This window comes from Staphylococcus sp. 2S1 (genome assembly GCF_046721335.1).
GTDB classification, from domain to species: domain Bacteria; phylum Bacillota; class Bacilli; order Staphylococcales; family Staphylococcaceae; genus Staphylococcus; species Staphylococcus equorum_A.
Genome location: NZ_JBEUUJ010000003.1, coordinates 2,298,848 through 2,311,170, shown reverse-complemented (window position 1 = coordinate 2,311,170; position 12,323 = coordinate 2,298,848). Strand labels below are relative to the sequence as shown.

Here is a 12,323-nt window from a genome sequence, read left to right as displayed (position 1 = left end):
CCTATGAAAGAAAGATTAAGTTCTGAAGAAAAAGATTTTGAGTTCACAAAAAACCATAAAAGGTTACTATTAGGTTCGGTATTTTTAATGGCAACATCTGCTATTGGACCAGCATTTTTAACTCAAACCGCAGTATTTACTGCACAATTTACTGCAAGTTTTGCATTTGCTATCCTATTATCTATTATTATAGATATTGGTGCACAAATAAATATTTGGAGAGTATTAGTAGTTACAGGTAAACGTGGTCAAGAAGTAGCAAATGAGATTTTCAGTGGGCTAGGTACAATTATTTCGATACTGATAGCCATTGGAGGATTAGCTTTCAATATCGGTAATATAGCAGGAGCTGGACTTGGTTTAAATGCCATTTTCGGTTTAGATGTGAAGATTGGCGCTGCAATTACAGCAGTTCTAGCTATCGGTATCTTTATTAGTAAAAGTGGCCAAAAAATTATGGACGTTGTTACAATGTTTTTAGGAATGCTTATGATCGTAGTCATAGCGTTTGTAATGTTTAAGGCCAACCCGCCATATGCAGAAGCGGCTAAGCATTTAGTCATGCCAGAACAACCATTGGCGCTTGTATTACCGATTATTACTTTGGTAGGTGGTACAGTTGGTGGTTATATTACTTTTGCAGGGGCACATAGAATTTTAGATTCTGGAATTAAAGGCAAAGAATATTTACCATTTATTAACAAAGCCGCGATCTCAGGCATATTGACTACCGGCGTTTTAAGAGTTTTATTATTCTTAGCGGTATTGGGTGTAGTTGTTACAGGTGTTACTTTAAGTTCAGAAAACCCACCAGCTTCAGTCTTTGAACATGTACTTGGACCAGTTGGACGTAGTATCTTTGGTGTCGTATTATTCGCAGCCGCAATGTCATCTGTAATTGGTTCTGCTTATACGAGTGCGACATTTTTAAAAACACTACATAAATCGATATACAATAAAACCAATATAATTGTAATTAGTTTTATTGTAGTTTCTACGCTAGTATTTTTATTCATAGGTCAACCAGTTACTTTATTAATCGTTGCCGGAGCACTTAACGGATTTATTCTACCAATCACTTTAGGTACAATTTTAATAGCGAGTAAACGAAAATCGATTGTCGGAGATTATCATCATCCAACATGGATGTTACTCTTTGGTATATTGGCAGTAATAGTTACAATTGCTTGCAGCGTTATTCTCTCTACAAAGCTTATCAGGCTTATTTGGTAGTTAATATATAAATATTTTAATACTCTGAACGATACATACTGCTCATGTGTTGTTCAGAGTTTTTATATGGAAAAAATAAGGAATTCAAATGTATAAAAAAATTATTATTAATTACTTAAAAATAGGGAAAATAGCATAGAGAATTTAATAATAAAAAGTTGAACAATGATCGAGCTATGAACATAAATGTGGTAGAATAACTAAGGCTAGGATTTTAATATGAGGTGAATTATAATGATAGGTATTATAGGTGCTATGGAAGAAGAAGTAGCAATCTTAAAAGATAAACTTGTAACATTAGAAGAAATAAAAATTGCGCATGTAATATTTTATAAAGGTCGTCTACATGATAAAGAAGTAGTACTGTCACAAAGTGGTATAGGTAAAGTGAACGTAGCAATCTCTACAACATTATTAATTGAAAAATTCAGACCTGATGTAATTATTAATACGGGCTCTGCAGGAGCGTTAGATAAATCATTAAATGTTGGTGATGTTGTAGTCAGTGATATGGTTACTTATCATGATGCAGATGCAAGAGCATTTGGTTATCAATTAGGACAAATACCACAAATGCCAGCACAATTTGTTGCTGATGAGCATTTAATTCAAAAGGCAACAGATGCAATTAATGAACAACAACTAGTAGCTAAAACTGGCTTAATTGTGAGTGGAGATAGCTTTATTGGTACAACTGAGCAACGTACAACGATTAAAATGAATTTTCCACAAGCAATGGCCGCAGAAATGGAAGCTACTGCAATTGCACAAACCTGCTATCAATTTAATTTACCATTCATAATTACGCGCGCAATTTCAGATTTAGCTGACGGCGATGCTTGGTATTACGTTTGATGCATTTTTAGAAAAAGCAACAATATCTTCTAGTGAAATTGTTGAGCGTTTAATTAAAACTATATAAAAAGGTGAAAATAAATAATGGGTATAATAAAAAACTATTTTATGCCAAACGAATATGTGCAGTCCGTTTTTCAAATAGATATTGATAAACTTGCGAGCATCTGGCGTGAAAGGAATTATTACAGATTTAGATAACACACTTGTAGGATGGGACGAAGCAGACCCTACTACAGCAGTGAAACAATGGTTTGAGAAAGCAAATGCATTAGGCATTACAATTACGATTGTTTCTAATAATAATGAAAAACGTGTTGGTAGTTTTTCAAAATCATTGAATGTTGATTATATTTTCAAAGCCAAAAAACCAAGAGGTCGCGCTTTTAATCAAGCCGCACAATTAATGAACCTAAAACCTGCTGAAATTGTAGTGATTGGTGACCAAATGCTTACAGATGTATTTGGAGGTAATAGACGTGGACTCTTCACAATTATGGTGGTTCCCGTGAAACAAACGGATGGGTTTATTACGAAATTCAACCGAATGATAGAACGAAGATTACTACAACACTTTAGAAAAAAAGGCTATATCAAATGGGAGGAAAATTGATTGACTGAAATTTTAAAATGTATCGGATGCGGCGCACCACTTCAATCTGAAGATCCAGATGCGGCAGGCTATGTGCCAGAACATAATTTACATCGTGAAGATGTCATATGTAAAAGATGCTTTAGACTAAAAAATTACAATGAAGTTCAAGATGTTGGTTTAGATAGTGAAGACTTTTTAAATTTGTTGAATGGTTTAGCAGATGAAAAAGGGATTGTAGTAAATGTTGTAGATGTCTTTGATTTTGAAGGGTCTTTCATTAATGCAATCAAACGTATCGTGGGTAATAAAAAAATCATTTTAGTAGCCAATAAGTTAGATTTATTGCCTAAACAGATTAATAAACGCCGTGTTAAAGAATGGCTGAAGAAAACAGCTAGAAAATATGGTTTGGAAACTGAAGATGTTGTATTGATATCTGCAGAAAAAAATGAAGGTATAGATGATTTGTTAGCATCTATTAACACATTACGTAATAACGATAATGTTTATATTGTAGGAACTACAAATGTTGGTAAATCTACGCTTATAAATAAATTGATCGAACGCAGTGTTGGTGAAAAAGATGTCGTTACTACTTCTAGATTCCCAGGCACAACGCTAGACATGATTGACATACCGTTAGATGATACATCATTTATGTTTGATACTCCAGGCGTGATTCAAGCACATCAAATGACACATGTGGTAACGGAGGATGAGCTTAAAACGATTATGCCTAAAAAAGAAGTTAAACAGCGCGTATATCAATTGAATGAAGGTCAAACTTTATTCTTTGGTGGAATAGCGCGTATTGACTATGTTAGTGGTGGCAGACGTTCGTTAGTGTGTCATTTTTCAAACGAACTCAATATCCATAGAACTAAAACTGAAAATGCCAATGAATTGTGGAAAAATCAGTTAGGTGCACTATTGTCACCACCTCATAACCCTGATAATTTTGATTTACAAAATGTTAAAGCAGTACGATTAGAAACAGGTAAAGAGAAGCGAGATGTGATGATTTCAGGATTAGGTTTTATCACGATTGATGAAGGTGCCAAAGTTATAGTTCGAGTACCGAAAAATGTAGATGTTGTATTAAGAAATTCAATAATGTAAGGTGTGTTTAATATGAAATACGCAGTAATAGGCAATCCTATAGATCATTCTTTGTCACCCGTTATGCATAACGCTAACTTTGAGACTTTAAATGATGATTCAACATATGAAGCGATTAATATTCCTGAAGCACATTTTCATCTTATTAAAGAAATCATAGAAGACAAAGCGCTTTCTGGATTTAATGTTACAATACCTCATAAAGAACGTATTCTACCTTATTTAGATGAAATTGATGACCAATCTAAAACGGTTGGTGCTGTTAATACAGTGAAAATTGAAGGCGGAAAATGGATAGGCTACAATACAGATGGCATAGGCTATGTTACAGGTCTTAAACAGGCTTATCCGGATTTACAAAATGCTTATATACTCATTTTAGGTGCAGGCGGTGCCAGTAAAGGTATTGCAAATGAACTGAATAAACACGTTCGACCTAAATTAACCGTTGCTAACAGAACTATGAGTCGCTTTGATAACTGGGATTTGGATATAAATAAGATTAATTTATCAGACGCAGAAAAGTCATTATCTGAATTCGACATTATTATTAATACTACACCTGCAGGTATGAATAAAAACAAAGATGTAGCTATAAGTCTCGATCAATTAGATTCACATACATTAGTAAGTGATATTGTTTATATTCCTTTTAAAACACCGATTTTAGAAATAGCAGAAGAAAAAGGCAATCCTATACACAATGGATTGGACATGTTTGTTTACCAAGGCGCAGAAAGTTTTGAGATTTGGACCGAACAAACACCAGACATTCAAGTAATGAAAGAAGCAGTACTAAAACATTTATAAAAGGAGCATATTATGCTAACAGGTAAACAAAAAAGATTTTTAAGAAGTAAAGCAAATAACGTAGATCCAACTTTCCAAATTGGGAAATCAGGTATTAATGATAATATGGTTAGTCAAATTAACGATATTTTAGAAAACAGAGAATTAATTAAAGTACATGTTTTACAAAATAACTATGAAGATAAAAATGATTTAGCACAAAGTTTAAGTGATGCGACAAGAAGTGATGTAGTACAAGTAATCGGGTCTATGATTGTATTGTACAAAGAATCTCAAGACAACAAACAAATTCAATTACCATAATGACTGAATCAATTGTATTATATGGTGGGCAGTTTAACCCGATTCATACAGCTCACATGGTTGTTGCAAGTGAAGTGAATAACGTAATAAAACCTGAGAAGTTCTATTTTATACCGAGCTATATGTCTCCATTAAAAGAGCATAATGATTTTTTAGACGCACAGTATAGAATAGATATGATTCAGTGTGCGATTAATGAACTTGGATTTGGAACAATTTTTCTTGATGAAATTGAACGTAAAGGGCAAAGCTACACTTATGATACAGTAGAGCATATTTTAAAGCAAGATCCTCGATCTAAGCTATACTTTGTTATAGGTACTGACCAATACAATCAACTTGAAAAGTGGTATAAAATTGATGAGTTAAAGTCATTAATTACTTTTGTAATTGTTAACAGAGATAAATCAGCTCAAGAAGTAGAGCCTGGTATGTTAGCAATCAATATACCGCGTATTGATATTAGTTCAACATTAATCAGAGATAGAATTAAAAACGATGAAAATATTCAAGTTTTAGTTCCTCCTAGTGTAGAACAATATATCCGAGAGGAAGGATTATATGAAAATTGATCAAGCAGTTACTTTAGTTAAAGATAAATTACCTGAGAAAAGGTTTAACCATTCATTGAGAGTTGCTGAAACAGCTGTGAAATTAGCAGAAATCTATGATGGCGACAAAGATAAGGCTGAACTTGCGGGTATACTACATGATTACTGTAAATATGATGATTTAGGATCAATGTATCAAATTGTTACACAGAATGAATTAGATAGTAATTTACTGAGTTATGGCTCTGAAATTTTACATGGCCCAGTAGCGACTATAATAATGAATCAACAGTTTAATGTCACTGATGAAGAAGTCTTGCTAGCGATTAAAAACCATACAACTGGACGCGCTCAAATGACGAAAACTGAGAAATTAATATTCATAGCTGATTATATAGAACCAGGTCGTCAGACCCCAGGCGTTGAAGAAATTAGAGATTTAGCATACAATCAAGGTAGCTTAGATAAAACCATTTATGAAATTTCTAAGCGAACAGTTTTATACTTAATTAATAAAGATATTAATGTTTATGATGCCACGATTGCATGCTTGAATTATTACAATTACAGTGACGAAAGAGTAAAGGATGATTAAATGAATTCAGATCAATTATTAAACATTGCTGTCGAAGCAACAGAGAATAAAAAAGCAGAAGATATTATTTCTTTAAAAATGAAAGGCATTAGTGACATGACTGATTATTTTGTAGTTTGTCATGGTAATAACGAAAAACAAGTCCAAGCTATAGCACGTTCGGTAAAAGATGCAGCAGGTGAAGCTGATATCGAAGTAAAACGAATGGAAGGTTTTAATGATGCCAGATGGGTCCTTATTGATCTATCTAATGTAGTGGTACACGTATTCCATAAAGATGAACGTGATTACTATAATATTGAGAAATTATATCGTGATGCACCTCTTGAGAGTTATAGACAGGTTGTTTATTAATTATGGTGCAATATGAAGAAATGAGCTTGTTCTATGATCAATTAACATTAGATCAACCCTATGAATCATGGTTAGAAATTGTAAACCAATTTGCAGAAAATAGGACGTCTATATTAGATATTGGTTGTGGTACAGGAAGTTTAACATCATTGCTAACAGACTTTGACCAAATCACAGGTATGGATTTGAGTGTTGATATGCTTTCGATAGCAACTCAGAAATCTAACAAAGTGAATTGGATAGAAGGTGATATGACTGAATTTGAGTTGAATCAGAAATTTGATGTAATTACGATTTTCTGTGATTCATTAAATTATTTACCTGAAAAAGATCATGTTTTCACCACATTTAGTCATGTTTTTAACCATTTAGAAACAGATGGTGTATTTATGTTTGATGTTCATACACCTTTTAAAATGAATACATTATTTAATAACCAAAGTTATATCGATGAATCTGAAAAAGTTTTTCTTGGTTGGGAAGCTGTGCAAGGCGAGGAACCACTGAGTGTTTGGCATGATATGTCATTCTTTATTAAACAAGATGATAATCAATATGCAAGGTTCGATGAATCACACTATCAACGGACTTATACAGAAGCAGATTATATGGAAATGCTTAATAATGTAGGGTTTAGCCAAATCACTACGTTTGTCGATTTTGATATTAAGAATAATAGCAATGAAGGGCATCGACTGTTTTTCATTGTCAAAAAATAAAAGTAAAATCACTCCTTTATACGTGTATAGTATAAAGGAGTGATTTTTTCTTGTTAGATCAGTGGAACAATATAAAAGAAATCATTTGTAAGTACAAAGCAGTTGCTATAGCAATTTTAATTTTCGTGGTCATTTTAATCACTTGGTTGTCGCAAAGTACTTTTACAAACGAAGATAATCATAATATAGTAAATTCGAATGATGAAATTACCACAGCTACACAAACACAACTAGAGTCCAATGCAAAGCATATGAAAAATAGTAATGAACAACCAAAGCAAATTAAAACAGAAGACATTTTTGTGGACGTCAAAGGTGCAGTGAAGCATCCTGATATTTATAAAATGAAATCTTCTGATAGAATTAAACAACTTTTAGATCGAGCAATCGTGACTGATGATGCTGATTTGTCAAAAATAAATTTAGCTGAAAAGTTAGTAGATCAAAAGTTGATTTATATACCAAAGAAAGAGGAAACGATAAATTCAAATCAACAAATGACTGAAAATATTAATAATAGTATTAATAGAAGCACAAACTCAAACTCAACAAAAGTCATTGACAATAGCACTAATAAAGAAAAAATAAATATTAACAGTGCTACAGAAGAGGAACTGTTAACAGTTCCAGGCATAGGTCCTTCAAAAGCTAAATCTATTATAGAATATAGAGAACAAAATGGTGCTTTTGAATCTATCGAACAATTAACAGAAGTTAAAGGCATTGGAGCAAAAACGCTTGAAAAATTAGGCTCATATTTTACAATATAGATTTTTTATTGCAATATAACTCAATACAAATTAACCTATAGTTACTTATAAAATAAATATTTACTATTAATGGAGGTATAACATCATGGATCGCATTAAATGGGAAGAATACTTTATGGCTCAAAGTCATTTATTGGCGTTACGTTCCACTTGTCAACGATTATCTGTTGGCGCAACAATTGTTAAAGATAATAGAATCATCGCAGGTGGGTACAATGGCTCAGTTTCAGGAGAAGTTCATTGTATAGATGAGGATTGTTTATTAGAGGATGGCCATTGTATACGTACAATTCATGCTGAAATGAATGCATTACTACAATGTGCCAAACAAGGGGTGTCAACAGAGGGAGCAACGATATATGTCACACATTTTCCTTGCTTAAATTGTACGAAATCCATTATCCAAGCCGGTATTCAAACAATTTATTACGCTGAAGACTATCACAACCATTCATATGCGTTAAAGCTTTTACACCAATCAGGTATCGATTATAAAAAAATACCATTTAATCAAGAACATGTAGCACAATACCTTACCAATAAATAATCACTGATTTACTATGCAATTGCTTATTTAGTCGGTCTACTATGGCTACATGTTAAATTATTATCGATATTTTTATGTGGTATCTTAATTTTTTTAGTGATACGCAAAAGGTTAAAGTGGTTTCAAATTTTATTTGTTTTAATCATACCATTCATTAGTTATATGATGTTTCAGAGTAATTTCGTAAGTGAGAATAAAGCACGTGCAGTGTACTTAAATCAAAATATTGAAGTAGATGCACAATTTGTGACAAAACCTATTCTGAAACATCAAAAGCTACATGGTAAAGCTAAAATAAATAATAAAAAATATAACTATTACTTTTTTGTTAATAAAAACATTAACAGTTATAAATACATACAGCTCTATCAAAAGACATGTCATATGAAAGCAATATTTAAACCATTAAATCAGTCCCCATATAGCCCCGTTTCACTTTTTATTAATACAATTGACTTCGAAAGTTGTAAACTAAATAATTCGAGATATCACGCTATCTTAGATAAGCATAAACAATATATTTTCGAACGTTTAAGTCACACCAATATCAAGTATCCGGAGAAAGTTATTGCATTAATTAGTGGAGATACCTCGAAAATTGATAATAATGAATTAGATAAATTCAAAGAAATTGGTATCTATCATTTATTAGCAGTAAGTGGCACACATATTGCGGCAATTATAGGTATTTTAATATACGTATTAAATATTTTTAAGTGTCCGTTAGCCTACATCAAAATGGTATTGTTTATCTTTTTACCGATATATGCTCTTTATACTGATTTAGCTCCTAGTGCTGTGAGATCAATTTTAGCAGCCTTAATAATCATTTTAATTCCTAAAACTATTATAAAGAATTCAATGAACATTCTCGCACTTTTATTTATAATATTAACAATTATATATCCTGCTTATGCCTATAATATAGGCTTCCAATTTTCTTTTTTAATTACATTCTTCATACTTTTTTCATTACCCTTAATAGCTCAATCCTCACCGATAAAATCGCTTCTAATTATTACTATAATAGCTCAGTTAGGTTCATTTATGATTAGTGCTATTAATTTTAACCAGATTCAATGGCTTGGTTTTTTAGCGAATCTTATTTTTGTTCCTTTTTACACCATTATACTATTTCCGTTAGTAATTTTATTTTTTATTATAAGCCATTTTCCATTTGAAATAACGCCTTTAACTTATTTACTTAATTTAATTTTAAAGCTACATGATTTTATTTTGGAAATGTTTATTTATTTAAGTTCATACAGATGGTATGTACCAGAGTTAAATGGCTTACATATCACTTTAGGATTTGCGCTCTTATTTGCGTGTTTAATATTATTTGCACATAAATTTTATAGTTTATTTATTTGTTCATTTGTTTTATTGTATATAGTCGTTACCGTATTGCCATTATCTAATGATTATAAATTGACAATGCTTGATGTTGGTCAGGGAGATGCCATTTTATTTGAGACAAATAGGCAAGAGAGTTTATTGATTGATACGGGGGGCAAGTTATTACAAGAAGGAGAGTCAAGCCAACATAATATATCAAAATTTCATATACTACCGACTTTGAAAAAACATGGTATTAAGAAAATAGATTATTTAATTGTTACTCATCCACATATAGATCATATGGGAGAACTTAATTTTTTGATTGAAAAATATCCTATAAAAAATATAATAATTAATAAAAGTAGTTACCAATTGAAAGAACTGAAATCATTAGTTAATATATGCAAAAGTTTTAACATAAAGCTATTAGACTTTAAATCAATACAAAGTTTTTCACTTAACAAAGCGAAAATTAAATTATTAGATGCCACAATTACAACATCAAATGATTTAAATGAACAATCAATTATTACATTAATTGAATATGATAAATTCAAGATTTTACTTATGGGAGATGCTTCAAAAAATAACGAGCAGTTATTGTTAAATAAGTATCACATTGAAAATATTGATATCTTAAAAGTAGGACACCATGGTAGTAAAACGAGTTCTAGTGCATCTTTTATAAATACACTTCACCCGAAAATAAGTTTAATTTCTGTTGGTCAAAATAATAGATATAAATTACCCAATGAAGAAATAGTGGAACGCTTAAAAAATACTAATTCTCAAGTTTTACAAACAAATGAAAACGGAGAAATTTCTATTACATTAAATTCGAATTTTGGGCTTAGTACTAATCTAAATCAATGATTTTATGTAGAGAGATAAAGCACTGCATGATATAATGATTAAATGTGTAATAGTGATGAAAGGGTGCTACATATGAGCAATAATATAATTACAATATACGGAGAAGTGCCTGAATTAATTGAAAAAAAATCTACAGAAGTAATAGAGAAATATTTAGATACTCCAAAAGATGATTTCAATTTTGTTAAATACAACCTATATGAAAGCGATTTAGCTCCAATTATAGAAGAAGCTTTAACGATGCCATTTTTCTCAGATAAAAAAGCAGTATTAGTACAAAATGCATATGTATTCACTGGTGAAAAAGCGCCTAAAGATGTAAATCATAATATAGAGCAACTCATGGAATTTATAGAAAAATATGATGGCGAGAGTATGATTGTATTCGAAGTTTATCATTCTAAACTTGATGAGCGAAAAAAATTAGTAAAGACTCTGAAGAAGCATGCTCAATTGAAAAAATTGAACAAATGTCTGAAGATGAAATTAAAAATTGGGTTAAAAATGAATTACATGGAAATTATAAAGATATAAAACAAGATGCTTTAGATTTATTTATAGAATTAACAGGTATTAATTTCAATATAGTAAAGCAAGAAATTGAAAAATTGATTCTTTTTCTAGGAGATAGACCAACGATAAACAAACAAGATGTCCAACAAATTGTAAACAGGAGTCTTGAACAGAATGTGTTTTTACTGACAGAATACATCCAAAAAAATAATAAGGCTAAAGCAATACGATTAGTAAAAGATTTGATTGCAATGAAGGAAGAACCTATTAAATTATTAGCACTTATTACGAGTAATTATCGTTTATTTTATCAAAGTAAAATATTGAGTCAAAAGGGTTATAGTGGACAACAAATTGCAAAAACAATAAGTGTACATCCTTATAGAGTGAAACTAGCATTGAATCAGGCAAGACATTATCAATTGGAAAGTTTATTGAATATTATTGATAATTGTGCGGAGACAGACTATAAATTAAAATCTTCTTATATGGATAAACATTTAATATTGGAATTATTTATTCTATCACTTTAATTATAAATGTTTGCGCTAATATTATTTAAAAGTTAATACAAGTTTGAAAACCCATAATAATACAAAAAAAGCCTGAAACCACAGTGGCTCAGACTTCTTTGTTATTCGTATATTCATTTGTTTACGCAAATAAAAAAAGTTCAAGCCTTGGCTTGAACTTTTTTATTATTTAGCGACTGTCATAAGTGAAGATTTGATACGATCAGCTTTGTTTGAGTGGATTAAGTTGCGTTGAGCAGCTTTATCTACTTTTTTCAAAGCGAAGTTTACTAAGTCAGCTTTGTTGTCAGCATTTGATTCAATTGCTGTGTGTGCTCTTTTAACTGCTGTACGCATTTCATTTTTTTGTGAAATGTTACGCTCTTCAGCAGTACGGTTTGTATTAACACGTTTAATTGCAGATTTGATGTTTGGCATGTGTGTCACCTCCTAATAATGATTTCGCTATCAAAATGAATTTGATTACAACAAGAAATATTTTATCAAAACGAGCGCCTTTCTGCAATCATTTATTTATCGCGTGCGCATAGAATCGATGAAAATGGTACAATACTATTTGGAAAAGAAGAACATTCACTCTATAATGCAAAGTAGAATACAATATCAAGTATA

Annotated in this window: 12 protein-coding genes and 3 pseudogenes; 14 read left to right on the top strand and 1 reads right to left on the bottom strand. The window is 31.2% G+C overall.

Annotated features, from left to right (window positions below; translation table 11 throughout):
• The first annotated feature begins 3 nt into the window (after window positions 1-3).
• The 14 genes and pseudogenes from ABLV90_RS12085 (at window position 4) to holA (ending at window position 11,711) form a co-directional block, all read left to right on the top strand.
• Window positions 4-1,233 carry an NRAMP family divalent metal transporter gene (locus tag ABLV90_RS12085; RefSeq protein WP_460872690.1) on the top strand — a complete coding sequence of 410 codons (1,230 nt, stop codon included), beginning with the start codon at window positions 4-6 and terminating at the stop codon, window positions 1,231-1,233.
• A gap of 234 nt (window positions 1,234-1,467) precedes the next feature.
• A pseudogene (gene mtnN / locus ABLV90_RS12080) lies at window positions 1,468-2,155 on the top strand (5'-methylthioadenosine/S-adenosylhomocysteine nucleosidase).
• Between the two features lie 17 nt (window positions 2,156-2,172).
• Window positions 2,173-2,701 (top strand): annotated as a pseudogene (locus ABLV90_RS12075) (YqeG family HAD IIIA-type phosphatase).
• On the top strand, window positions 2,702-3,802 hold the full coding sequence (gene yqeH, locus ABLV90_RS12070) for a ribosome biogenesis GTPase YqeH (RefSeq protein WP_427704329.1): 1,101 nt from the start codon (window positions 2,702-2,704) through the stop codon (window positions 3,800-3,802). It abuts the pseudogene before it with no gap.
• 12 nt (window positions 3,803-3,814) lie between these two features.
• The gene (gene aroE, locus ABLV90_RS12065; protein WP_427704331.1) at window positions 3,815-4,612 is read left to right on the top strand and encodes a shikimate dehydrogenase; all 798 of its coding nucleotides are present in this window, start codon (window positions 3,815-3,817) and stop codon (window positions 4,610-4,612) included.
• Window positions 4,613-4,624: 12 nt separating this feature from the next.
• On the top strand, window positions 4,625-4,915 hold the full coding sequence (yhbY, locus tag ABLV90_RS12060; protein WP_002507455.1) for a ribosome assembly RNA-binding protein YhbY: 291 nt from the start codon (window positions 4,625-4,627) through the stop codon (window positions 4,913-4,915).
• A complete protein-coding gene (gene nadD / locus ABLV90_RS12055; protein WP_460872689.1) occupies window positions 4,915-5,487 on the top strand; it encodes a nicotinate (nicotinamide) nucleotide adenylyltransferase in 573 nt (190 codons plus the stop codon). Before yhbY ends, nadD begins: the two co-directional genes overlap by 1 nt.
• Window positions 5,477-6,061 (top strand): bis(5'-nucleosyl)-tetraphosphatase (symmetrical) YqeK, encoded by a 585-nt coding sequence (gene yqeK / locus ABLV90_RS12050; RefSeq protein ID WP_460872688.1) that lies wholly within the window; start codon window positions 5,477-5,479, stop codon window positions 6,059-6,061. The genes nadD and yqeK overlap by 11 nt, the downstream gene beginning before the upstream one ends.
• Window positions 6,062-6,415 (top strand): ribosome silencing factor, encoded by a 354-nt coding sequence (rsfS, locus tag ABLV90_RS12045; protein WP_046465467.1) that lies wholly within the window; start codon window positions 6,062-6,064, stop codon window positions 6,413-6,415.
• A gap of 2 nt (window positions 6,416-6,417) precedes the next feature.
• Complete coding sequence (locus tag ABLV90_RS12040; protein WP_285323275.1) at window positions 6,418-7,134, top strand: class I SAM-dependent DNA methyltransferase; 717 nt, start codon at window positions 6,418-6,420, stop codon at window positions 7,132-7,134.
• 50 nt (window positions 7,135-7,184) lie between these two features.
• Window positions 7,185-7,904, top strand: a complete 720-nt coding sequence (locus ABLV90_RS12035; RefSeq protein ID WP_460872687.1) for a helix-hairpin-helix domain-containing protein — start codon at window positions 7,185-7,187, stop codon at window positions 7,902-7,904.
• Between the two features lie 85 nt (window positions 7,905-7,989).
• Window positions 7,990-8,451, top strand: coding sequence for a ComE operon protein 2 (locus tag ABLV90_RS12030; protein ID WP_285323272.1), 462 nt, complete (start codon window positions 7,990-7,992; stop codon window positions 8,449-8,451).
• A 207-nt stretch (window positions 8,452-8,658) separates the two neighbouring features.
• The gene (locus tag ABLV90_RS12025; protein WP_427707856.1) at window positions 8,659-10,665 is read left to right on the top strand and encodes a DNA internalization-related competence protein ComEC/Rec2; all 2,007 of its coding nucleotides are present in this window, start codon (window positions 8,659-8,661) and stop codon (window positions 10,663-10,665) included.
• A 72-nt stretch (window positions 10,666-10,737) separates the two neighbouring features.
• Window positions 10,738-11,711: pseudogene (gene holA / locus ABLV90_RS12020) on the top strand (DNA polymerase III subunit delta).
• Window positions 11,712-11,876: 165 nt separating this feature from the next.
• On the opposite strand, the gene rpsT reads toward holA, so the two are convergent.
• Window positions 11,877-12,128 carry a 30S ribosomal protein S20 gene (gene rpsT, locus ABLV90_RS12015; protein WP_460872686.1) on the bottom strand — a complete coding sequence of 84 codons (252 nt, stop codon included), beginning with the start codon at window positions 12,126-12,128 and terminating at the stop codon, window positions 11,877-11,879.
• Window positions 12,129-12,323: the final 195 nt, after the last annotated feature.